The following is a 22,669-nucleotide window of genomic DNA, read 5'->3' as shown; positions in this document are numbered from 1 at the left end:
AAGGGCCCTTTCTACCGGATGAGCGCTACGGCCGACGAGTGAGTTACGACGTTCTCTGCCACGCCGCGCCGATGTCGGCCGGAAATCGGTGTCAACTGAGGCTCGGAGTCCATGGAGTGAGACGTGTGGCTCGTGAGATGCGTCTCGCTCCCGGAACGAACGGAAGCGGTCAGCCAACCCCACACCACCCGAACAACCCTCCTTAGCAACACGATCATCCCGTTATCCGATTTTGACATTGCTGGCCCCCGAACGGTGTAGTCCAGATGGCAAGATGCCCCAATCACCCGAGGTCGCGGCAGCCCGCGAAGTGTGCTGACGCCCTCGGCGACATCTCGTGTGCATTCCGTGTGATCCGTGTGAAGAGTCGGCTATCCCCTCACCCGCAGGAGGAACCAGCAATGACCGCAAGCACCACCCCCCGCCCGGCTGCCGCCAGGAGTCGTTTGGCCGCCGCCGGCGCGATCGCGGTCGCCGGCGCCCTGCTGCTGACCGGTTGCGGCGACCAGACCAAGAACAAGGACAAGGACGGCGGCTCGTCGTCCGCCGGCGCCTCGGCCCCGCTGTTCGACAAGCTGCCGCAGTCCGTCAAGGGCTCCCGGGTGATCCGGGTGGGCTCGGACATCGCCTACCCGCCGGTGGAGTTCGTCAAGGACGGCAAGACCGTCGGCATCGACCCGGACATCGCCGACGCGCTCGGCAAGCAGCTCGGCGTCCGCTTCACGTTCAACAACTCCAAGTTCGACTCGCTCGTCGCGGGCCTCCGTTCGAAGCGCTACGACATCGCCATGTCGGCCATGACCGACACCAAGGACCGGCAGAACGGCGTCGACCCCAAGACCAAGAAGAAGGTCTCCGACGGTCTCGACTTCGTCGACTACTTCCAGGCCGGCGTCTCCCTCTACACGCCCAAGGGCAAGACCCAGGGGATCAAGGGCTGGCAGGATCTGTGCGGCAAGAAGGTCGTGGTCCAGCGCGGCACCGTCTCGCAGGACCTCACCAACGCCCAGTCCGAGAAGTGCGGCGACAACAAGATCTCCATCGAGGCGTACGACACCGACGTGCTGGCCCAGACCCGGCTGCGCAGCGGCGGCGCGGACGCCGGTGCCAGCGACTTCCCCGTCGCCGCCTACGCGGTGAAGACCTCGGGCGGCGGCAACGACTTCGAGATCGTCGGCGATCAGGTGGAGGCGGCCCCGTACGGCATCGCCGTCGGCAAGGACAACGCCCAGCTCCGCGATGCCATCAAGGCCGCCATGGACGCCATCGTCAAGAACGGCGAGTACCAGAAGATCATGGACAAGTGGGGCGTCTCGGCGGGCGCCATCAAGGAAGCCAAGGTCAACGGCGGTTCCTGACCCACCGCACGCTCGCTGAAAGGCCACCTCCGTGACCGTGAACACCGACAAGGCGCAGGGCCCGGGCGACGCCCGTCCGGAATCCGGCGCCGCCTCCGAGACCCTCAAGGCCATCCCCGTACGCCACTACGGCCGCTGGGTGTCGGCCGTCCTGGCCCTCGCCGTCCTCGGCCTCCTGATCAACGCGTTCGCCCAGGGCAAGGTCAACTGGGGCACCGTTCCCGACTACTTCTTCGACGGTGACATCCTCAGGGGCGTCCGGAACACCATCACCATCACCATCCTGTCCATGGTGGTGGGCGTCGTCCTCGGCGTCATCCTGGCCGTGATGCGGCTCTCCAAGAACCCCGTCACCTCCTCGATCTCCTGGTTCTACATCTGGTTCTTCCGGGGCACGCCGGTCTACGTCCAGCTGCTGCTCTGGTTCAACCTCGGACTCGTCTTCGAGTACATCAACCTCGGGCCGATCTACAAGGACTACTGGTCGTCGTTCATGACGCCCTTCCTGGCCGCCCTGCTCGGACTCGGCCTCAACGAGGCCGCGTACATGGCGGAGATCTGCCGCGCCGGCCTCCAGTCGGTGGACGAGGGCCAGACCGAGGCCGCGCACGCGCTCGGCATGAGCCACGCCAAGACGCTGCGCCGGGTGGTGCTGCCGCAGGCGATGCGGGTGATCGTGCCGCCGACCGGCAACGAGTTCATCAACATGCTCAAGACCACCTCACTGGTGATCGCGGTGCAGTACTACGACCTGCTCCAGGCCACGTCCAACGTCGGCCAGACCTCGGGCGCGACGGTCGAGATGCTCTTCGTCGCCGCCGCCTGGTACCTGGTCCTGACCAGTGTGCTGAGCATCGGCCAGTACTACCTGGAACGCCGGTTCGCCCGCGGTTCGACCCGGAACCTGCCGCCCACCCCGCTACAGAAGATCGCGAAAGCCAATATGCTCTCGTTCGGCAACCGCCAGGCCGGAGGCGCCGCATGACCGCCACCCCGATGGTGAAGGCCGAAGGCGTCCACAAGTCCTTCGGCGCCGTCCAGGTCCTCAAGGGCATCGACCTGGAGGTCGCCCCGCGCGAGGTGTTCTGCCTCATCGGCCCCTCCGGCTCCGGCAAGTCGACGTTCCTGCGGTGCATCAACCACCTGGAGAAGATCAACGGCGGCCGGCTGTACGTCGACGGCGATCTGGTCGGCTACCGCCAGCAGGGCAACAGGCTCTACGAGCTGAAGGACCGCGAGGTCGCCGCCCAGCGCCGGGACATCGGCATGGTCTTCCAGCGTTTCAACCTGTTCCCGCACATGACGGCCGTGGAGAACGTCATGGAGGCACCGGTCCAGGTCAAGCGCGAGACGAAGACCGTCGCCCGGGAGCGGGCGCTGAAGCTGCTGGACCGGGTCGGCCTCGCCGACAAGGCGGGCAACTACCCGTCCCAGCTCTCCGGCGGCCAGCAGCAGCGGGTCGCGATAGCCCGGGCGCTGGCGATGGAGCCCAAGCTGATGCTCTTCGACGAGCCGACGTCGGCGCTCGACCCGGAGCTGGTCGGCGACGTCCTCGACGTGATGCGGGACCTCGCCGAGGAGGGCATGACGATGGTGGTGGTCACCCACGAGATGGGTTTCGCCCGGGAGGTCGGCGACTCGCTGGTCTTCATGGACAACGGCGTCGTCGTCGAGTCCGGGGACCCGCGCGAGGTGCTCACCAACCCGCAGCACGAACGGACGAAGTCCTTCCTGTCCAAGGTGCTGTGAGCCCTCCGGGGGAGCGGCCGGCGAGGAAACGCCCGATGGGGCGTGCCCGGCCGGACGCGCCCCCTCCCGCTCCCCCGCGAGGCGCCCACCGGACGGACGAGGATGCGCGCCGCCGGACGGCGGTCGTACGGAACACGGTTCCGCGCGACCGCCGTCCGGCGTTTGCGGACACCGGTTCGCCTACGGCGTGTGTGGCCGGAAAACGCGTCCGGCCCGCCCAGCCGTCGTACGCTGTAATAGCCTCGTTGCGTCCACATCCATTACCCATCGGGGCTCGGCCCCGGGCCGACCACCGAAGGACCCCCCGTGGAACTGGCCTCCTACGCGGACTACGCCGTCCGGCTGGTCAACACCGAGGCGCCCGCGCGCGGCACCGACACGCTCACCTCGCTCGACGGCGCCCGGGAGATGTTCGGCCCCGGCTCGCAGATGGCGCGCCGGCTCACCGACGGTGACGTCACCCGGCTGCGCGGCGTGCGGACGCGGCTGCGGGCGGTCTTCGAGGCGGCGGCCGAGGGCGACGAGGTACGGGCCGTGGACCTGCTCAACGCGCTGCTGATGGAGTTCCCCGTCAGCCCGCAGATCTCCGGCCACCAGCAGCGTGACGAGGCCGGCCGCCCGGACTGGCACCTGCACATCGCCGACCACGCCGCGAACTCGGCGGCCGGTTACACGGCGACGGCCTGCATGGGCCTCGCCGTCCACCTCACCGGGCCGGGCGTGGACCGGCTGGGCATCTGCCAGGCCCCGCCCTGCCGCAACGCCTACCTCGACACCTCCACCAACCGCTCCCGCCGCTACTGTTCCGACCGCTGCGCCACCCGCGCCAACGTCGCCGCCTACCGGGCCCGCAAGCGGCGCGAGAGCGGGAGCCCCAGCAGCCCGGAGGAGCGCACCGGCCGGACGGCCGAGGCCGCCCACGAGAGCAGCGCGCCCGCCGACCGCTGACCCGCCTGCGGCAGCGGGCGCAGCCGCACCCAGGCGCGGGCCACGACGAGCTCGTCCGGCACCGCGCCGAACTCCCGGCTGTCGTTCTCGACCAGCGGGTTGTCCCCGGTGACCCACCAGCCTCCGTCGCGCCGCTCCACCGCGCGCTTGACGATCAGCAGGTCCTGCCGGAACGGGTGCCGCAGCACCACCACGTCCCCCGGGCGCACACTCGCGCCGTACTGCACCACCAGCTGGTCGCCCGGGTTCAGTGTCGGGACCATCGACGGGTTGTAGACCTCGGCCAGCCCGATCCGCAGCAGTCCGCGACGCTCGCGGTCCAGCCCGTACCCGGGCTCGTCCAGTCGCTCCTGCACCTCGGCTCCTCACTCCCGTCCTTCGCCGTCCGGTCCCAGCCTGACACCGGTCTTTCGTCCTAAGCCCCACGGGGTACCCGGGAAAAGCCTTCCCGCACCGAGTAATCTCGCACCTGAGAAGACGATCACGAGGAAGGACAGCACCACTATGCTTTCCCGCCTGTTCGCCCCCAAGGTGAAGGTCAGCGCCCACTGCGACCTGCCCTGCGGCGTGTACGACCCGGCCCAGGCCCGCATCGAGGCGGAATCGGTCAAGGCCGTCCAGGAGAAGTACCAGGCCAACGAGGACCCCCACTTCCGTGCCCGCGCCACGATCATCAAGGAGCAGCGCGCGGAGCTCGCCAAGCACCACGTCTCGGTGCTGTGGAGCGACTACTTCAAGGCGCCGCACTTCGAGAAGTACCCCCAGTTGCACCAGCTGGTCAATGACACCCTGAAGGCGCTGAGCGCCGCCAAGGCGTCGACCGACCCGAAGACGGGCGAGAAGGCGCTGGAGCTCATCGCCGAGATCGACCGTATCTTCTGGGAGACCAAGAAGGCATAAGGTCTCCCACTTCGTCCACCGTCGGCGGGGCGCGCGACGCGTCGCACCGGCGTGCGGTGGCATTCGGGAACCCGAGGGGCCCGGCCGGATCTCCGGCCGGGCCCCTCTCGTCGGTGTCATGGGCGCACGGGGGGCGTGGGCGTACGACAGTCATACGGCGTCCGGCGTCCGGCGATCGTGCGGTGATACGACGGCTGTGTGGGGCACGGCGGTCGTGTCGGGCACGGCGGTCGTGTGGGACGTGACGGTCATGTGGTGCACGACGGTCGTGCGGGGCAGTGCCCTCACGCGAGGCAGGGCCCTCACGCGAGGCACGGGAACGGGTGCGCGCCGCGGAGCGGGCGCCCCGGCGGTCGCGCACCCGGTGCGCGACTACTTCGGGAGCACCCACTTCAAGGGCTCCTTGTAGAAGCCCCGCCGGTAGGTGATGTGGGTGACCTTCTTGCCCTGCGGCACGACGAAGGGGCGGCAGATGGTGCGCTCCTCGCCCTTCTGCCACGGCTTCGAATAGTCCTGGCCCTGGCAGTCGTCGGGCGTCCCGGGAAGCGTGCCGATGGTGAGCAGCGGCGTTCCGGGCCCATTGCCCTCCACCAGGGTGCCGATGTCGGTGGTCATCATGGGCGGCTTCATGGGGGAATCGCCGTCGGCCAGCTTGGCCTTGAGATAGGCGAAGGCGACGGTCTTCCCGGCGAACTTCGCGGCGTCCGAACCGCCTTGGAGGCTTTCGGGCTTGCCCATCACCACCTTCTGGCCGGTGACGACGAAATTCCCCTTCTTCTTGTCGGACTCCAGTTCCTGTTCCTCCGGGCTGGGCTGCCCGGCGGCGAGTTCCTTCGCTCCGGCGTCCGCCTTGGCGTCGCCGGGCTTCCCGGAATGCCCCTTGTCGGATGAATCGCCGGAAGAACCGCAGGCGGTCAGCGCCAGAGCGGCGACGACGGCCCCCGCGGTGAGCGCGGCGCGGCGGGGTGCCGCGGCGGTGAGATCTGCGAACTGGCTGAGCAAGGTTTCCCCCGTTTGTTCCGTGGTGCCGTTCCGGATCCGAATCCGGAAACGGCGACCGAGTTTACGCATCCGCCGGTGCGAGGGAGTCGGCAGGGTTCACGGCAGAAGGGGCTCGGTGAAGCGGAATCCGGATATCGGAGACGGTTTCGGTGAAGTTCCGGGAAATCCCGGAGCGGGCCCCGCTTTCGGGACCGCTCCGGGCATTCGCGCGGATGCCCGGGCGTTCCGCTCTCGGCCGACTCCCCTTGCCGGCGGGGAAATTCGCCACGCGGCCCGCCGGAAGCGCGGAGGCCGGGACGCCACTCGTCCGGGACGCGCCGCGGCGCGAAAACCCGTTGCGGCCCGTCCGCCGCCCGGGCAGAGTCAGGGACATCGCTTACGCATCTCCCGGTGCGCAGGGGACGGTTACTTCGTTTGCGGTACGGGCGGTTGCGGGTTCGAATCCCGTCCGGGGCTCCGGGCCCCGGTAGCTCAACGGCAGAGCACCATGTACCGTCCCCGCCTCTGATCTCGGGAGACGCGAGCACCACCGCACACGCACCTCCCGGTGCGCGGGCCACGGCTCCTTCTTTGACATAAGCACGCCGTGGCCGGATCCGATCTCGGGGGGCGCGGCACCGGGGCGTCCGGTGCGCCGGTCCGCGGCTACTTCGGGTTCAACTCCCGCACACGTCCGTCCCGTCGGCACGGGACGGGCGGCGTGCCGCCCACTCCTGGCGGGCGATCCGCGGCCACTCGATCTCGGGCGCCCCGGACCGCCGTCCGGCCTCCCTCCGACCGCCACACACCACGAGCCGTCATCCGGCTCAGCAGGGGGGATCCACTTCTCATGTCCCGTTTCAACGCCCGCGCGCGCCGCCGGGAGACCGCCGTGTCGCCCGTCGCCACGACGGGGGCCACGACCGTCAACCACCAGGGTGGCACCGGGCACCTGCGCGAGGCCCGCGGCGAGCTGTTCCTGCTGGCCGTCGCCAACACCGTCGCCCAGGACACGTTCTACGAGGGCGGCGGGCAGCGTGACGACCGGTTCGCCGGTCTCGTACGCCGGCTGGCGGCCGAGGACCCCGAGTGGACGGCGCGGCTGCTGGGCTGGCTGCGCGCGGACGGTGGCATGCGGACCGCGTCCCTCGTCGGCGCGGCCGAGTTCGTCCACGCGCGGCTCGCGGCCGGCGACGCCGCGGCGCCGGCGGCCGGCCCGTACGGCAACCGGGGCGTCGTCGCGTCCGTCCTGCTCCGGCCGGACGAGCCGGGCGAGATGCTGGGCTACTGGACGTCGTGGTACGGGCGGGCGGTGCCGAAGCCGGTCAAGCGCGGCGTGGGGGACGCGGTGCGCCGGCTGTACCACGGCAGGGCGCTGCTCAAGTACGACACCGCGAGCAAGGGCTTCCGCTTCGGCGACGTCCTCAACGTCGTCCACCCCGCGCCGGATCCCGCCAAGCCGTGGCAGGGGGAGCTGTTCCGCTACGCGCTGGACCGCCGGCACCACCCGGAGGAGGCCGTACCGCCGGCCGCGGACCCGGTGCTGACCGCGCACCGGGAGCTGATGGCCGTCCCGGTGGCGGAGCGGCGGGCCGTGCTGACCGGTCCGGGCGGCGCCGAGCGGCTCGCCGCGGCGGGCATGACGTGGGAGGCGCTGGCCGGCTGGCTCCAGGGGCCGCTGGACCGGGCGGCCTGGGAGGCCGTCATCCCGTCCATGGGCACCATGGCGCTGGTCCGCAACCTGCGGAACTTCGACGAGGCCGGGGTGGGCGACGAGGCCGCGGCCGCCGTCGCCGCGCGGATCGCCGATCCGGTGGAGGTGGCGCGCTCGCGGCAGTTCCCCTTCCGCTACCTGGCCGCCCACCGGCACACCGGCTCCGCGCGCTGGACGGACGCGCTGGAGCGCGCGCTGTCCCACTCGCTCGCCAACATCCCTTCCCTGAGCGGCCGGACGCTGGTGCTGGTCGACCGGTCCGGGTCGATGTTCGGCGGGATCAGCGAGCGGACGCGGCTGAACCGGGCCGACAGCGCGGCGGTCTTCGGCACGGCCCTCGCCCTCCGCGCGGCCTCGGCCGACCTGGTGGAGTTCGGCACGACGAGCCGCCGGATCCCGCTGGCCCCCGGCGACTCGGTGCTGCGGGCGACGGAACGGTTCGGCGACCTGGGCGGCACCGACACCGCGGACGCGGTCCGCCGGCACTACGCCGGGCACGACCGCGTAGTGATCGTCACCGACGAACAGACGTCCCCCGGCGGCCCCCACGACGCCACCTCCGCCGTCCCGCCCGACGTCCCGGTCTACACCTGGAACCTGGCCGGCTACCGCACCGCCCACGCCCCCTCGGGCACCGGCGGCCGCCACACCTTCGGCGGCCTCAACGACGCGGCCTTCCGCGCGATCCCGCTGCTGGAGGCGGGCCGGGACGCGGCGTGGCCGTGGGAGGGGTGAGGCGGAAAAGAGGGTGATGTCAGAGGAGTCGGCGCAGTTGTTCGGGCGTGACCTGGGCCTGCCGGAGAACGTTGGCGAGGGTCCCGCGCGGGACGGGGTCGCGGCGCGGGACGACCACCACGATCGAGCCGTTCCGGAGGACCGTGTGCGAGCCCTTGCCCTGCCGTTCGACGAAGCCCAGGCGGGTCAGCGCCTTGATCAACACGGTGCTGTCCACCTGCGGGAGGGGAGGCATCACGCCACCTTGACGGTGACCGAACCGGTGACCGCGTGCACGGCGGCGTCGATCTCCCGCCGCGCCTCCGTGTCGTCCGCGATCTCGGCGAAGTACAGCTCCAGCGCCTCCATGATCATCAGGCGCGCCTCGTCGAGCGTGGCTCCCCAGCTCGTGGTGCCCGTGACGGGCTCCAACGCGTTGTATCCGCCCTCGTCGGGCGTATAGACGATCTGGAAGCTCACCCTGGCGGTCATGTCGCCCAGTTTAGGGCGGGCGGGCGTTCCGGTCCGGCGTTCGTCAGGTCGCCGCCGTCTCCTCCGCCGCCCCCGCCAGTGCCGTGCCGAAGGCGCGGAGCCGGGCCGTCGTCGCGTCGCGGTGGCGGATGAGGGCGAGGGCGGACGGGGGAGGCCGTCGACGGGGACGAAGGCGAGGTCGTCGCGGCTCTGGTAGGTCCCGGTCGGCCGGCAGAGCAGCATGCCGCCGCGGCCGGCGGCGGCCAGGGTGATGCCCTCCTGGAGGGTGGTCACCGCCGGGCCCGCGGGGACCGGCCGGCCGCTCGGGGTGACGGTCGGCGCCTGCGCCTCCCGCCAGTAGGCGGGGGCCGGGGCGGCGGGACCGATGAGGGGGCAGTCGGCGAGTTCCTCGGCGTCGAGGCGGCGGCGGGACGCGAACGGGTGCCGTACGGACACCGCGAGCGTCTGCTGCTCGCGGGAGAAGACCGGACCCGGCGTCAGGTCGGGCTCCGCGACCGGCAGCAGGACGACGGCCGTGTCCACCTCGCCCCGGCGCACCGGGCCGAACGGGTCCGCGAGCGGGATCTCCGCGATCTCGATCTCACAGCCGGGGTGGCGCTCCCGGAAGGCGTGCACGGCCGCCATGACCGTCGGGCCGGCGACGCCCTGGAAGCCGACGCGCAGGACGCCCTCGACGCCGCGTGCCGCGTCGCGCGCGTCGCCGACCGCGCTCCGGAGGGCGTCGTAGGCGGGCCGGAGGTCGGCGAGGAAACGTTTGCCCAGGGGGGTGAGGGCCACGCGGCGGCTGGTGCGGTCGACGAGGCGCGCGCCGACGCGGCGTTCCAGCGCGCGCAGCAGCTGGCTGACCCTGCTCTGCGAGACGAACAGCCGCTCGCCCGCACGGCCGAAGTGCAGTTCCTCGGCGAGGACGAGGAAGCACTCCAGCTCCCTCAGATCCAGTCCGCCCACCATGACCCCCACGTGTCTCCCCCGGTCCGCGCGGCGCCGTCTTGTACCGCCGCCATCGATGAGTCCCGCTCATGGAGCGGTGAGGGACCGGCCGTTGTTCCCGGTCGGGCCCGCGCGGAGGCTGGGGCATGGCGAAGATCAGGAACGTGGGAGGGTGGCCGGCCGTAGCCGCCGTGGCGGCGGGCACGTTCTCGGTGGTCACCACCGAGATGCTGCCCATCGGGCTGCTCAGCCCGATCGGGGCGGGACTGGGGGTGTCGGACGGGACGGCGGGGCTGACCATGACGCTCCCCGGCCTGGTGGCCGCCGCGGCCGCGCCCCTCCTCACGGTCTGCGCGGGGCGGCTGGACCGGCGCGTCCTACTGTTGACGCTGATGGGCCTGCTCACCGCGGCCGACCTCCTCTCCGCCGCCGCGCCGGGGATCGAGGTACTGCTGGGGCTGCGGGTGCTGGTGGGTGTGTGCATCGGCGGGGTGTGGGCCATCGCGGCCGGGCTGGGCGGGCGCCTCGTCCCGTCGCGCGCCGCCGGACGCGCCACCTCGGTCGTCTTCAGCGGGATCGCCGTGGCCTCCGTACTCGGCGTCCCGGCAGGCACGTTGGTGGGCGGCCGGGCCGGCTGGCGGGCGGCCTTCCTCGTGATGGGAGCGGTGGCGTTCCTGGTGACGGTGGTCCTGGCGGTCGTCCTGCCGCCGCTGCCGCCCCGGGGCGCGGCGCCGTCGCGCGCCCTGCCCGCGCTGCTGCGCGCCCGCCGGGTGCGCGCCGCGCTGCTGGTCGTCCTGCTGCTGGTGTGCGGGCACTTCGCCGCATACACCTTCGTCCGCCCCGCGCTGGAACGGATCCCGGGCACGGGCTCGGGGACGGTCGGCGGCCTCATGCTCGCGTACGGCGTCGCGGGCGTGGCGGGCAACTTCCTGGCCGGCACGGCGGCCGTACGGCACCCGCGCCGCGTGCTGACGGTGATCGCGGTGACCCTGGGGGCGGTGATCCCCGCCGTGTCCCTGACGGCCGGCGGGACGGCGGGGGCCGCCGTGCTGCTCGTGGTGTGGGGGCTCGCGTACGGGGGCGTCTCGGTCGGCACTCAGACCTGGCTGTCGGCCGTCGCGCCGGAGGCCGGGGAGACGGTGTCCGCGCTGTTCGTGGCCGTGTTCAACGTGGCCATCGCGCTGGGCGCGCTGCTGGGCGGCCGGGCGGTGGACGCGGTGTCGGTGTCCGCCGCACTGTGGCTGGGAGGGCTGCTGGCCTTGGTGGCGGTGGTACCGCTGGGGTCGCGGGTCGCGTGGGGTGGGGTTCGGGAGAGGTGAGGGAAGGGGGCGAGGTACGTGTTGCGTCTTGAGGGGCGTCGTACGTGTCGCGTCTTGAGGGGCGTCGGGCTGGGCCCGGGCCGGTTCGGCGTCGGGTCGAGCCCGGGCCGGTTCGGCGTCGGGTCGAGCCCGGGCGGATTCGGCGTCGGGTCGGGCCCGGATTGGGCCAGCGTCGGATCGGCGTCGGATCCGGTTCGGGCCTGGTCCGGATCGGACCCGGTTCAGATCGGACCCGGTTCAGCCCCGGCCCGGCCCGGTCCGTCCGGTCCAGCGCCGGCGTCACGCGTCACACCGACCACGTCACCGCCCCCGCCAGTTGACGAACTCTCCTGCCTCACCCGCCACTTGGCGAACACTCGTGTTCCCATGACAGTGGAGGGCGGAAGCCTGACGCCGGCGGCCTGAACCCCGCCGGGGCCTGCGGGCCGACGCACGAGGGGAAGCCTCGGGGAGGTCGCGGGCAGCCGCCGCGGAGGGGACGGCGGCACCGCGGCCTCAAGGCGGCTTCCCCGACCGGCCCGCCCCGCACCAGCCCGCCCCTCCCCACCACCGCACCACCCCGGGCCGACCCGCCCCTACCTCCGCCTCGCCACCACCTCGACGTCCACCCGCACCCGCCCGTGCCTCCATCCCCTCCCCCCCACCACGCACGGAACCCAACCCTCACCCCCGGCCAACCTCACGTTCCTCCCCCGTCACACAACAACGTGATCGTTCCCGGCATGACCGCATCGATCCGGGCCCGCCGCACGGCCGTGGCCGTCTCCGCGACCGCCGCCGCCCTCGCCACGCTGGGCACGACCACGACGGCCACCGCCGCCCCCGCGCAGACCGACACCCAGTCCGCCGCGTCCCCCGCGCACACCTCGGGCACCGCCGGCCTCAAGGGCATCGACTACGCGGCCTGGCAGCGGGACGTACAGGCAGCCGTCGACCGGGCGACGCCGTACGTCCGCGAGCGCACCGCGCAGGCCCGTACCGAGAAGCAGGCCGTGGTCCTCGACATCGACAACACCTCGCTGGAGACCGACTTCCACTGGACGTACCCGACGCCGGCCGTCGCCCCCGTCCGCGAGCTGGTCCGGTACGCGCACGACCGCGGTGCGGCCGTCTTCTTCGTCACCGCGCGCCCCCGCCTCCTGGGCTCGCTCACGGAGGACAACCTCAAGCGCGTCGGCTACCCGGTGGACGGCCTCTCCGTCCGCCGCCTCCCCGACCTCTTCCGCGACGTGAGCGCCTACAAGACCGCCGAGCGCGCGAAGATCGAGGCCAAGGGCTACAAGATCATCGCCAATATCGGCAACAACACCACGGACCTCTCGGGTGGTCACGCGGAACTCACGGTCAAGCTCCCCGACTACGACGGCAAGCTGTCCTGAGCCCGGCCGCCCGGAACCTACTGGGGAGCCGGCCGTCCCTCTGCCTAGACTGTTCCTCTCGGGCGTGACGACGTCCGGCAGGGACGGGAGAGCGACAGTGACGGCAGGCGTCGGCAGATTCGAGAGCCCCGAAGGGGCCGTCGAACGGAGCGCCGCCGACCCGTCGGCGGACGTGCTGAGCGAGGCCGCGGCCGCGTTCGGGCTGCTCGCCTCCCCCGCCCGGCTGCACCTCGTCTGGGCCCTCGCCCAGGGCGAGAGCGACGTGACCGGGCTGGCCGAACGGGTCGGCGGCGCGCTGCCCGCCATCAGCCAGCACCTGGCGAAGCTCAAGCTCGCCGGGCTGGTGCGGTCCCGCCGCGAAGGGCGCCGCGTCGTCTACCTGGTGGACGATCCGCACGTGGTGACCATCGTCCGCCTCATGGTCGACCAGCTCTCCGACCGCCAGGCCGACCCCGCACCCCGATCCCGGTCCGGCGCCGGTTCCGGACGCCTCCGTGGCCTGGGCGCCTGAGGTCGGCCAGGCCGGCTCCACCCTTCACGCGCTGCGGGAGCTGGACAGCGGCCCGCGCGGACTGACCGAGGACGAGGCCGCCCGCCGGCTGGCCGACGCCGGTGAGAACGTGCTGCCCGGCCGCCGCCCGCCCGGGCCCCTCCGGCGGTTCGTGCACGGCCTCCGCGATCCGTTCACCGCCGTCCTCCTCTGCCTCGGCCTGGTCTCCGCCGCGGTCGCCTCCTGGGGCACCGCCTGTGTGATCAGCGTCCTCGTCACCGTCAGCTGCGCGCTCCGGACCGCCGGCGAGCACCGCGCGGAACGTGCCGCGGCGGCGCTCCGCGACCTCGTCCCCACCACCGTCACCGTCCGCCGCCGTCCCGCGCCCGACGCGCCCCCGGCCCACCGGGAGCTGCCCGTCGGCGAGCTCGTCCCCGGGGACGTCGTCCTCCTCTCCCCCGGCGACCTCGTCCCGGCCGACCTGCGCCTCCTCCGCACGACCGGTCTGACGGTCCACGAGGCCGTCCTGACGGGCGAGTCGACGCCGGCGGAGAAGCGGGCCCCGGACCTGGCGGCGGACACGCTCCGGCCCGACCCCGTCTACCCGGCGGACACGCTCCGGTCCGACCCCGTCTTCGCGGCCGACGCGGACTCCGACGACGCCGTCGGCGGAACGGGCGACGACGACCGGACGGACGGCCCCGCCGACCGGTCCCGCTTCCGAGGCCCGGCCGACGACCACGACGGCCCGGCCGACGGCCTCCGAAGAGCACCGTCACCGGCGCGCCGCCTCACGCTCGTACCGGCCGACGAGGCGAGCGCCCCGGCGGCCGACGACGGGACGGCGCTCCCTCGGCACCGGCTCCCCTCCTCGGCCCCCGGGCCGGAACACGCGGACGGCCGCCGAAGAAGCGGCCGAGGCGCCGAACAGGACGGCCCCGACCCCACCCACCTCTGCTTCCAGGGCAGCAGCGTCCTCTCCGGCACCGCCACCGCCGTCGTCGTCGCGACCGGGTCCGCGACCCGGCTCTCCGGGGCGCTCCCGGGCGCGGCGGCCGGCCGCGGCGGGCACCGGGTGACGCCGTTCGACCGGTCCGTCAACGGCATCACCTGGACGCTGATCCGGTTCATGCTGCTGACCGCGCCCCTGGTGCTGATCGCGAGCGCGCTGCTGCGCGGACGCGGGATGGAGACGCTGCCGTTCGCCGTGGCGGTGGCGGTCGGGCTGACGCCCGAGATGCTGCCCGTCGTCGTGACGGCGGCGCTGGCGCGCGGCGCCGCCGGCCTCGCGCGCGGCGGCGACGTGATCGTCCGGCGCCTCCCCGCCCTCCACGACCTGGGCGCCGTCGACGTGCTGTGCGTGGACAAGACGGGCACCCTCACCCAGGACCGGCCCGTCCTCCACCACACCGAGGACGCGCACGGGCGCGACGGCGAGGAGGTGCTGCACTGGGCGACCGTCAACGCCCTGTGGACGCTGCACCTCGCGGAACTCCCGGCGCCCGACGCCTTGGACGAGGCCCTGCTCGACGCGGCGGGCGACGCCGCCCTGCTCGACGCCGAGGAGGAGTACGAGGGGATCGCCGCGCTCCCCTGTGCTCCCGGGCGCCCCCTGTCCACCGCCGTCGTCCGGCGCGCCGGCGACCCCCGGTTCGGCCTCGCGGGGGTACACGTGCTCGTCGTCAAGGGCGCTCCGGAGGAGGTCCTGGAGCGCTGCGCCCTCGAACCGGCCGAGCGCGCGCGCCTGACGCGGCGGGCGGCGGAGCTGGCGGCGGACGGGCTCCGCGTGCTCGCCGTGGCCCGCGCCGAACGCCCGTCCCGCCCCCGCCCCTACGGGCCCGCCGACGAGCACGGCCTGGAGTTCACCGGTTTCCTCGCGCTGCACGACGCCGTCGCGCCCACCGCCGCCGAGGCGCTGGCCGTCCTCGCGGACCGGGGCATCGCCGTCCGGGTCCTCACCGGCGACCACCCGGGCACGGCCGCCCGCGTCTGCCGCGACCTCGGCCTGGATCCGGGCGAGGTGGTGACCGCCGACCGCGTCGACGGCCTCACCGACGCGGAACTGGCCGGGCTCGCCACCCGGACGACGGTCTTCGCCCGCTGCTCCCCCGACCACAAGGCCCGTATCGTCCGCGCCCTGCGCGCGAACGGCCGCACCACCGGCTTCCTGGGCGACGGGGTCAACGACCTAGCCGCCCTGCACGCCGCCGACGTGGGCGTCTGTCCCCGCGCGGGCGTCGACGTCGCGCGCGAGGCGGCGGACGTCGTCCTCGCCTCCAAGGACCTCACGGCCCTCGACCGGGCGGTGACGGCGGGCCGGCGCAGCACCGGCAATATCGCCGCCTACCTGCGGATCACGCTCTCGTCCAACTTCGGGAACGTCATCGCCATGCTGGCGGCCGGGCTGCTCCTGCCGTTCCTGCCGATGCTCCCGGCCCAGGTGCTGGTGCAGAACCTCTTCTTCGACGCCGCCCAGCTCGCCCTGGCCTTCGACCGCCCGGCGCCCGCCGCGCTGCGCCGGCCGACCCGGCTGCGCCCGCGCGACCTGCTGCGGTTCGTCACGGTCTTCGGCCTGCTCAACGCCGCCGCCGACCTCGCCACGTTCGGCGTCCTGACGTTCGCCGTGCGGTCGCTGGGGGACGACGGCGGCCAGGAGGCGTTCCACGCCGGGTGGTTCACCGAGAACCTGCTGACCCAGGCGATGGTGATGCTCGTGCTGCGCTCCGGCCGGCACCTGGCCGAGGGCCGTGCCCCCGGCGCCGTCCGGCTCGCCACCACCGCCCTGGCGGTCGTGGGCCTCCTCCTGCCGCTGACGCCGCTGGGCCCGCTCCTGGCCATGACCGGCCTGCCACCGGTCTCGTACGCGCTCCTCGCCACCGTCCTGACCGCGTACGGCGCGGCCCTCACCGTCGCGCGGAACCGGTACGCGCGGCGGGCCGAAGGGTGAGCGGGGCGGGGTACGGGGGCCGGGACGGCGCGCTCACCAGTCGCCTCCCCCGAATCCACCCCCGTCCCCGCCACCGCCGAAGCCGCCACCGTCGTCCCAACCGCCACTGAAGTCTCCGGAGTTGAAGTCACTGCCGGAGAAGTCGCCCCCTTCGGGGCCGGTGTCCGTGGGAACGCCGCCGAAGTCCGACGCGTAGGCGGGGCCGCTCAGCATGGTGCCGAGCATGGTGCCCATGAGGAGACCGGGCAGGATGCCGCCGCCGAAGTAGCCGCCGGCCCAGGGGGCGTAGGCGGGTCCCGCGTTCCAGTACGGCTGCGGGCCCTGGGCGGTCTGGACCGTGCGGGACATGGGGTCCTCGCCGTCGGCGATGCGCGTAGCGTCGGCCCGGCAGGCGGGGACGGTACGCGGCGCGCCGCCCGGGGGCGCCCACTGGACGTCCTCGACGGACGGGCCGTGGCGCGGGTCGAAGAAGCAGGGCAGCCGGCGCTCGGGGAGCGGCGCGCCGGTGCGGCGGGCGGCGAGGGTGGCGAGGGCGAACCGGCCGTTGTCCAGGGCCTCGGTCACGGCCGTGACCTCCTGGGGCCTGGTCGCCGCCGCGATCCGGCGCTTGGCCTCCTCGTAGGCGTCGAGGGCCTGCTCGTAGTCGTGCCGCATGGCGTCCGTGGCGCCGGGCTCCCCCGGCGAGAAGTCGAGGCGGTCGAGCTCCTCGCCGAACGCGGTGATGTCCTCGTCGACGACGACGCGCAGCGCGTCCAGTTCGGCGCGCTCGCGCTCCTCGCGCTTCTTCTTCCCGCGCCGGTAGAGCGCGTAGGCGCCGCCCGCGCCGGCGACGACGACCGCGCCGACGACGATCAGCCCGGTGGAGCCGCTCCCGGAGCCCGAGCCGCCCCACGAGCCGGGGGCGTGCCCTCGGGCGCTCTTGATCGCGCCGTCGACGAACGCGTTGAGCTCGGTGGTCGCGTTGGCGTTGTCGTTGCGGCGGACCGAGCCGCGCAGGTTGGCGACGGCGTTGTCGGACATCACGCGCGGGTCGGCGCCGGCGGTGAACTTGTCGCCGAGGCGGATGGCGTAGACGCCGGTGATGCCGACCTCGGTCCGCAGGTCACGCAGGACGGTTCCCTGCGGGAATTCCGGCGTGTTCGGCAGCACGGCGACGAACACCGGCTTGCCCGCGTCCTTGATCTTCTTGGCGAGGGCGTCCGCGTCGGCCGACGGGAGCTGGGAGGACGCCCGGGGGTCGACGTAGACGGGGCTCTTCTTGAGCCCCTCGGCCACCTCGTTCAGACCGGTGGCGGCGTGGGCGGGCGGGGCGAGAGCGGCGCCGCCGGCCACCAGCAGCAGAGCCGCGACGAGCCCCGCGAAGAGGGCCGGCAGGGGCCGGTGGAAGGCCCTGGGAGTGGCGGACATGACGGAGCTCCTCGGAGGGGCGTACGGAACGGATGTATACGTCTGTGGCGCCTGCGGCGGGTCGGGGGAGAGCCGACGCGGCGCACTTCGTCGGAATCTCGAACCTACTCCGCGTTTCACTGAAACAACGGGCCATTCGGGCACTCGGTTCCCCTGGCACCTCCTCCGGCACTCTGATGTCACCCCGATGTCACCCGTAGGAGAGATCGGGACAGGGGTTGTCGTCGGCCGGCCTCGCGGCGGAGATGCCCGTGCCCGCGGAGACGCGCGGCGCGTCCGCCGCGGCCTGCGCCGCCGTGCTTTCCGCCGCCGTGCCGTAGTCCCGCCCCAGGGTGACGGAAATGCCGGAATCGGCGGTGCCCCGCACGAACGCCCCGGGGAAGAGCCGGGCCAGCGTACGGGCACGGCCCGCCTGCCCCGGGCCGAACTCGATCACCGTGGTGCCCGCGTCGCCGGCCTCGGCCGTACGCGTGCCGGTCACCGTGTAGCCGTGCCGCCGGAGGAGCGCGGCGGCGCGGGCGGCCAGCCCGTCGGTGTGCGTCGCGTCGGAGAGGGAGACCCGGACGCCCGCGCCTTCCCCGCCCTTCGCCCCCTCGCCGCTCCCCGACCCCTTGGCGTCCCCTGAGCCCTTGCCGTCCCCGCGGAGCCGCCGGATCCCCCGCCCGCCACCGCCCGGTCCTCCCGCAGCGCCGCCCACAGCGCGTCCGCGTCCGGCTGGACGACCGCCACCCGGTCGCCCTGGTACCGCCACGGCATCGTGACGAATGTGATGTCCTTCTGGTCGATGCCCTTGAGCGACCGCGCGAACGACACCAGCTTCTGCACGGAGCCCAGCCCCGGGTCCACGGTGAGGGACTTGGTGGCGGCGTCCGCCAGCGGGAGGAGCGACGTGGGGTCGAGCCCCCGGGACCGCACCTTCTTGATCAGGGCGGCGACGAACGCCTGCTGGCGGCGGATGCGCCCGATGTCGGAACCGTCGCCGAGCCCGTGCCGCACCCGCACGTAGTCCAGCGCCTTCCGCCCCGACACGGTCTGCCGCCCCTTGGTGAAGAGGAGGTCGCCGCGGCTGCCGCGGTTCGGGTCGAGGTCGCCCTCGTAGACGTTCTGCGGCATGCAGACCTCGACGCCGCCCACGGCGTCGGTCAGCGCGGCGAAGCCGGCGAAGTCCACGACGACGGTGTGGTCGACGCGCAGTCCGGTGAGCCGTTCGACGGTGTTCTGGGTACAGGCGGGGTTGCCCCCGGCCGTGCCGCCCACCGAGAAGGCCGAATTGAACATCGCTCCGCCGCGCGCGGCCGTCCAACTGCCGTCGGGGAGGCGGCAGGGCGGTATCTCGACGAGCGTGTCCCGGGGGATGGAGACGACGGCGGCCCGGTCCCCGTCGCCGTACACGTGCAGCAGGAAGGCCGTGTCCGAGCGGCCGACGCTGCCGGTGCCGCCGCCCAGGTCACGGTTGCCGCCGGCGCGCGAGTCGGAGCCTATGACGAGGACGTTGTCGCCGGCGGCGGAGCCGGGCCGGTCCCGGGCGATGCCGTCCGCGTCGAAGACGCCGAGGTTGCCGTCCAGCCGCAGGTACGTCCAGCCGGCCGCGGCCAGCAGCAGTATCAGCAGCGCCAGCGACGCTCCGCCGAACGTCCGGCCGTGCCGCCGCTCCCGGCCGCCTCCCCCTCCGCCCATCCCCGAGCCCCCAGCCCCTCCACGCCCTGCTCTCCCGAAGGCGTTTCCCCGATGTCCCCCAAAGACTCATCCCCAAAGACGGACGGAAGTCACCTCTGGTTGCCTGATTGCGCAAGGCTGCAAGTAAAGTGGACTGGCCCGCGGAAGACCGGCGACCGCGGGGACGGAGAACGCAGAGAAAGCAGGTGGCCGCCGTGCTGCGCAACGCCCTCGAACCCTGGCACCTCATCATCGTGGTGCTCGTCCTCGTCGTGCTCTTCGGCTCCAAGAAGCTGCCCGACATGGCGCGTGCGCTCGGCAAGTCCGCGCGCATCCTCAAGAGCGAGGCCAGGGCCATGAAGGAGGACCAGTCTCCCGGGGCCGCTGCCGCCTCCACCTCCGGTGAAGCCACGGGGACCACCGCGCCCGCACCGGGCGGCAACACGAACCCCATTATCCCCACCACGGTCGAAAGCTCCCGCTGACCTCGCCTTCACCTCGTATTGCACTGCCGTACACCCTCGCTTGGTGAGCTTCCTCCGGCCGGGCACACCGCCGGCCCACGAGGAAGGAAATCACCATGGGTTCTCGTCCGTACGGGCGTCGTCTCGCCTGGGGCGCCGCCGCACTGCTCGTCGCCGGTGTCGCGGTGCCGGCCGCGGCCTCCGCCTCCGACGCCGGCCGCACGGACCGGACGGCCGAGTCGGCCGTCGCCGCCCAGGCCCACGGCCCGAAGAAGGCCAAGAACGTCATCCTGCTCATCGGTGACGGCATGGGCGACTCGGAGATCACTCTCGCCCGCGACTACACCGTGGGCGCCGCGGGCCGGCTGAACATGGACAAGTTCCCCATGACCGGCGCCTACACCACCTACTCCGTGGACAAGAACGGCAAGCCGGACTACGTCACCGACTCGGCGGCGAGCGGCACCGGCTGGGCGACCGGCCACAAGACCGTCAACGGCCGGATATCCAAGACGCCGGGCACCGACAAGCCGATGACCACGATCCTGGAACTCGCGCAGCGCAACGGTCTCGCCACCGGCAGCGTCACCACCGCGGAACTCACCGACGCCACCCCGGCCGTCCTCGCCTCGCACGCCACCGACCGCAGCTGCCAGGGCCCGGCCGACATGAAGGCGTGCCCGAGCGACCGGATCGCCAAGGGCGGCCCCGGCTCGATCGCGGAGCAGAGCGTCGACCACAAGGTCGACGTCCTCCTCGGCGGCGGCAAGCAGCGCTTCGACCAGAAGATCACCGAGGGCCGCTACAAGGGGCTGACCGTCACCGAGCAGGCGCGGAAGCTCGGTTACCAGGTCGTCACCGACGTCAAGGGCCTCGGCAAGGCGCGGTCCGGCAAGCCCGTGCTCGGCCTGTTCGCCCCGGGCAACGTCCCGGTCGAGTGGACCGGCAAGGCCGCCGCCCAGGGCGGCACCGCGCCGCAGCGCTGCGTGACGAACAACCCGGAGCGCACCGCCGGCACGCCCACCCTGGAGGAGCAGACCAAGAAGGCCCTCCAGCTCCTGGAGCAGAAGCAGCGCGGCAAGAAGGGCTTCTTCCTCCAGGTCGAGGGCGCTTCGATCGACAAGCGCGACCACTCGGCCGACCCGTGCGGCCAGATCGGCGAGACGGCCGCGCTGGACCGCGCGGTGAAGGTCGCCCGCGCCTACGCGGCCCAGCACCCCGACACCCTGGTCGTCACCACCGCCGACCACGGGCACACCAGCCAGATCGTGCCGCTGGAGGCCACCCCGCCCGGCCTGTCCTCGACGCTCGTCACCAACGAGGGACAGCAGCTCAAGGTCAACTACTCGACCAACACCCCGGGCAAGTCCCAGGAGCACACCGGCACCGAGGTCCGCATCGCGGCCCAGGGTCCGCTGGCCGAGCGCGTCCTGGGCGTGACCGACCAGACCGAGCTCTTCACCACCATCCGGACGGCGCTCTCCCTGCGCTGACCGCCGCACCGATCACCGGGCCGGCCGTCGGGCCGGACGCCGGCTGACCACCGGGCCCGTGGGGCCCGGCCGACCGGGGGGACCCGGAGGCCGGGCCCCACGGGCGCTCCTGTGGGTTGTGCCAGTTATCCCGCCGGAACGTTGGTGGAATGCTCATCGCTCAGGGGGCGGTCGCGGTCAACACTGGGGGTTCGGATCATTCGCCCGCAGGAGGAACCCCCGATGTCCGGGTCGCGCGTCATCGCCCTCGGTCACTATCAGCCCGCCAAGGTGCTCACCAACGACGAGCTGGCGGCGATGGTGGACACGAGCGACGAGTGGATCCGTTCCCGCGTGGGCATCCACACGCGGCGGATCGCCGGACCCGGCGAGACCGTGGCCGCGATGGCCGGCGAGGCCGCGGCCAAGGCCCTCGCCACGAGCGGCCTCGACCCGGCCGTGATCGACCTCGTCCTCGTCGCCACCTGCACCGCCGTCGACCGCAGCCCGAACACCGCCGCCCGCGTGGCGGCCCGGCTGGGGCTCACCGCCCCGGCCGTGATGGACGTCAACGTCGTCTGCTCGGGCTTCACCCACGCCCTGGCCTCCGCCGACCACGCCATCCGCGCCGGTGCGGCGACGAACGCCCTGGTCGTCGGGGTGGAGAAGTTCACGGACGTGGTCGACTGGACCGACCGTTCGACGTGCGTCCTCGTCGGCGACGGCGCGGGCGCCGCGGTGGTCTCCGCCTCGGACGAGCCCGGTATCGGCCCCGTGGTCTGGGGCTCGGTGCCGGACATGGGGCACGCCGTGCGCATCGAGGGCACGCCCTCCCGGTTCGCGCAGGAGGGCCAGTCCGTCTACCGGTGGGCCACCACGCAGCTGCCGCCGATCGCCCGGTCCGTCTGCGAACGGGCCGGTGTCACCCCGGAGGACCTGGCGGCGGTCGTCCTCCACCAGGCCAACCTGCGGATCATCGAACCCGTCGCCCGCCGCATCGGCGCCGTCAACGCCGTGATCGCCACGGACGTCACCGAGTCCGGCAACACCTCGGCCGCGAGCATCCCGCTCGCCCTCTCCAAGCTCGTCGAACGCGGCGCCATCCCGTCCGGCGCACCGGTGCTCCTCTTCGGCTTCGGCGGCAACCTCTCGTACGCGGGCCAGGTCATCCGCTGCCCGTGACCGGGCGACAGCGCGGGAGGGCGATCCTCCGGGGGCGTCCGATCCGTTCAAGACCGGCCCCGCGGCCCCTGCCTACGGTGCTCGCATGACACCTCGCACGACACCCCCTGTGGCCCCTCCTTCGGCACCTCGTTTCGACTGCACCGGCATCGTCGTCGCCGACATGGCCTCCTCCCTCGCCTTCTACCGCCGCCTCGGACTGGACATCCCGGCGGAGGCGGACGGCCTGCCCCACGTCGAGCACGTGCTGCCGAACGGCCTGCGGCTGCTGTGGGACACCGACGCGACCTACCGCTCCTTCGACCCCGACACCCGTCTCTCCACCGGCCCGGGCCGCGTCACCCTGGGCTTCGCGTGCGACGGCCCGGCCGGGGTGGACGCCCTCTGGGCCGAGCTGGCCAAGGCCGGGTACACCGGGCACAAGGCGCCGTGGGACGCGGTCTGGGGACAGCGGTACGCGATCGTGCTGGACCCGGACGGCAACGCGGTGGACCTGTTCGCCCCCTTGGAGGCCCCTTCGGCCTCGATGGGCTAGCCGTCACCGGCCGGCCGCCACGGACGCGGACC

At 73.0% G+C, this 22,669-nt stretch carries 19 protein-coding genes and 1 pseudogene; 14 read left to right on the top strand and 6 right to left on the bottom strand.

Going from position 1 to position 22,669, the window contains the following annotated elements; all coding sequences use genetic code 11:
• Positions 1–401 precede the first annotated feature (401 nt).
• The 4 genes from ACQEVS_RS22680 (at position 402) to ACQEVS_RS22665 (ending at position 4,055) form a co-directional block, all read left to right on the top strand.
• Positions 402–1,358: an ABC transporter substrate-binding protein gene (locus ACQEVS_RS22680; protein ID WP_433023141.1), complete on the top strand. Its 957-nt coding sequence runs from the start codon at positions 402–404 to the stop codon at positions 1,356–1,358.
• A 31-nt stretch (positions 1,359–1,389) separates the two neighbouring features.
• The gene (locus ACQEVS_RS22675; RefSeq protein WP_433023139.1) at positions 1,390–2,343 is read left to right on the top strand and encodes an amino acid ABC transporter permease; all 954 of its coding nucleotides are present in this window, start codon (positions 1,390–1,392) and stop codon (positions 2,341–2,343) included.
• Positions 2,340–3,107, top strand: a complete 768-nt coding sequence (locus ACQEVS_RS22670) for an amino acid ABC transporter ATP-binding protein (protein WP_433023137.1) — start codon at positions 2,340–2,342, stop codon at positions 3,105–3,107. Before ACQEVS_RS22675 ends, ACQEVS_RS22670 begins: the two co-directional genes overlap by 4 nt.
• Positions 3,108–3,413: 306 nt before the next feature.
• A complete protein-coding gene (locus ACQEVS_RS22665) occupies positions 3,414–4,055 on the top strand; it encodes a CGNR zinc finger domain-containing protein (RefSeq protein ID WP_433023135.1) in 642 nt (213 codons plus the stop codon).
• Here the strand turns inward: ACQEVS_RS22665 and sodX are convergent.
• Positions 3,947–4,411, bottom strand: coding sequence for a nickel-type superoxide dismutase maturation protease (gene sodX / locus ACQEVS_RS22660; protein WP_433023133.1), 465 nt, complete (start codon positions 4,409–4,411; stop codon positions 3,947–3,949). The two genes, ACQEVS_RS22665 and sodX, sit on opposite strands and share 109 nt — an antisense overlap.
• 148 nt (positions 4,412–4,559) lie before the next feature.
• On the opposite strand from sodX, the gene sodN reads away from it, so the two are divergent.
• The gene (sodN, locus tag ACQEVS_RS22655; RefSeq protein ID WP_004937667.1) at positions 4,560–4,955 is read left to right on the top strand and encodes a superoxide dismutase, Ni; all 396 of its coding nucleotides are present in this window, start codon (positions 4,560–4,562) and stop codon (positions 4,953–4,955) included.
• 372 nt (positions 4,956–5,327) lie between these two features.
• Here sodN and ACQEVS_RS22650 read toward each other — a convergent pair whose 3' ends face one another.
• Positions 5,328–5,957, bottom strand: a complete 630-nt coding sequence (locus tag ACQEVS_RS22650; RefSeq protein ID WP_433023131.1) for a hypothetical protein — start codon at positions 5,955–5,957, stop codon at positions 5,328–5,330.
• A gap of 829 nt (positions 5,958–6,786) precedes the next feature.
• On the opposite strand from ACQEVS_RS22650, the gene ACQEVS_RS22645 reads away from it, so the two are divergent.
• A complete protein-coding gene (locus tag ACQEVS_RS22645; protein WP_433023129.1) occupies positions 6,787–8,385 on the top strand; it encodes a TROVE domain-containing protein in 1,599 nt (532 codons plus the stop codon).
• Between the two features lie 19 nt (positions 8,386–8,404).
• On the opposite strand, the gene ACQEVS_RS22640 is transcribed toward ACQEVS_RS22645, so the two are convergent.
• A complete protein-coding gene (locus ACQEVS_RS22640; protein WP_433023127.1) occupies positions 8,405–8,620 on the bottom strand; it encodes a type II toxin-antitoxin system HicA family toxin in 216 nt (71 codons plus the stop codon).
• Positions 8,620–9,807, bottom strand: a complete 1,188-nt coding sequence (locus ACQEVS_RS22635; RefSeq protein WP_433023125.1) for a LysR substrate-binding domain-containing protein — start codon at positions 9,805–9,807, stop codon at positions 8,620–8,622. Before ACQEVS_RS22635 ends, ACQEVS_RS22640 begins: the two co-directional genes overlap by 1 nt.
• 125 nt (positions 9,808–9,932) lie before the next feature.
• Here ACQEVS_RS22635 and ACQEVS_RS22630 point away from each other — a divergent pair, with 125 nt between their 5' ends.
• The 4 genes from ACQEVS_RS22630 to ACQEVS_RS22615 all read left to right on the top strand — a co-directional run bounded on the left by ACQEVS_RS22630 (position 9,933) and on the right by ACQEVS_RS22615 (position 15,921).
• A complete protein-coding gene (locus ACQEVS_RS22630; protein ID WP_433023123.1) occupies positions 9,933–11,105 on the top strand; it encodes an MFS transporter in 1,173 nt (390 codons plus the stop codon).
• 722 nt (positions 11,106–11,827) lie between these two features.
• The gene (locus tag ACQEVS_RS22625) at positions 11,828–12,484 is read left to right on the top strand and encodes an HAD family acid phosphatase (protein ID WP_433023121.1); all 657 of its coding nucleotides are present in this window, start codon (positions 11,828–11,830) and stop codon (positions 12,482–12,484) included.
• Between the two features lie 97 nt (positions 12,485–12,581).
• Positions 12,582–12,995, top strand: coding sequence for an ArsR/SmtB family transcription factor (locus ACQEVS_RS22620; RefSeq protein WP_433023119.1), 414 nt, complete (start codon positions 12,582–12,584; stop codon positions 12,993–12,995).
• Complete coding sequence (locus ACQEVS_RS22615; RefSeq protein ID WP_433023117.1) at positions 12,979–15,921, top strand: HAD-IC family P-type ATPase; 2,943 nt, start codon at positions 12,979–12,981, stop codon at positions 15,919–15,921. The genes ACQEVS_RS22620 and ACQEVS_RS22615 overlap by 17 nt, the downstream gene beginning before the upstream one ends.
• A 33-nt stretch (positions 15,922–15,954) precedes the next feature.
• Here the strand turns inward: ACQEVS_RS22615 and ACQEVS_RS22610 are convergent, their stop codons facing one another.
• Positions 15,955–17,328: a hypothetical protein gene (locus ACQEVS_RS22610; protein ID WP_433023115.1), complete on the bottom strand. Its 1,374-nt coding sequence runs from the start codon at positions 17,326–17,328 to the stop codon at positions 15,955–15,957.
• A 190-nt stretch (positions 17,329–17,518) separates the two neighbouring features.
• Positions 17,519–19,005, bottom strand: a pseudogene (locus tag ACQEVS_RS22605) (LCP family protein).
• 194 nt (positions 19,006–19,199) lie between these two features.
• Between ACQEVS_RS22605 and tatA the strand changes: the two are divergent.
• The 4 genes from tatA to ACQEVS_RS22585 all read left to right on the top strand — a co-directional run bounded on the left by tatA (position 19,200) and on the right by ACQEVS_RS22585 (position 22,637).
• Positions 19,200–19,469 carry a Sec-independent protein translocase subunit TatA gene (gene tatA / locus ACQEVS_RS22600; RefSeq protein WP_433023113.1) on the top strand — a complete coding sequence of 90 codons (270 nt, stop codon included), beginning with the start codon at positions 19,200–19,202 and terminating at the stop codon, positions 19,467–19,469.
• A 95-nt stretch (positions 19,470–19,564) separates the two neighbouring features.
• On the top strand, positions 19,565–20,941 hold the full coding sequence (locus tag ACQEVS_RS22595; protein WP_433023111.1) for an alkaline phosphatase: 1,377 nt from the start codon (positions 19,565–19,567) through the stop codon (positions 20,939–20,941).
• Between the two features lie 222 nt (positions 20,942–21,163).
• Entirely contained in the window at positions 21,164–22,102 is a 939-nt protein-coding gene (locus ACQEVS_RS22590) for a beta-ketoacyl-ACP synthase III (protein ID WP_433023109.1), read from the top strand.
• An 85-nt stretch (positions 22,103–22,187) separates the two neighbouring features.
• Entirely contained in the window at positions 22,188–22,637 is a 450-nt protein-coding gene (locus ACQEVS_RS22585; RefSeq protein WP_433023107.1) for a VOC family protein, read from the top strand.
• Positions 22,638–22,669 lie beyond the last annotated feature (32 nt).

The sequence above is a fragment of the Streptomyces sp. CA-181903 genome (genome assembly GCF_050937075.1).
Taxonomy (GTDB): domain Bacteria; phylum Actinomycetota; class Actinomycetes; order Streptomycetales; family Streptomycetaceae; genus Streptomyces.
This window is presented reverse-complemented; position numbering and strand designations above follow the sequence as displayed.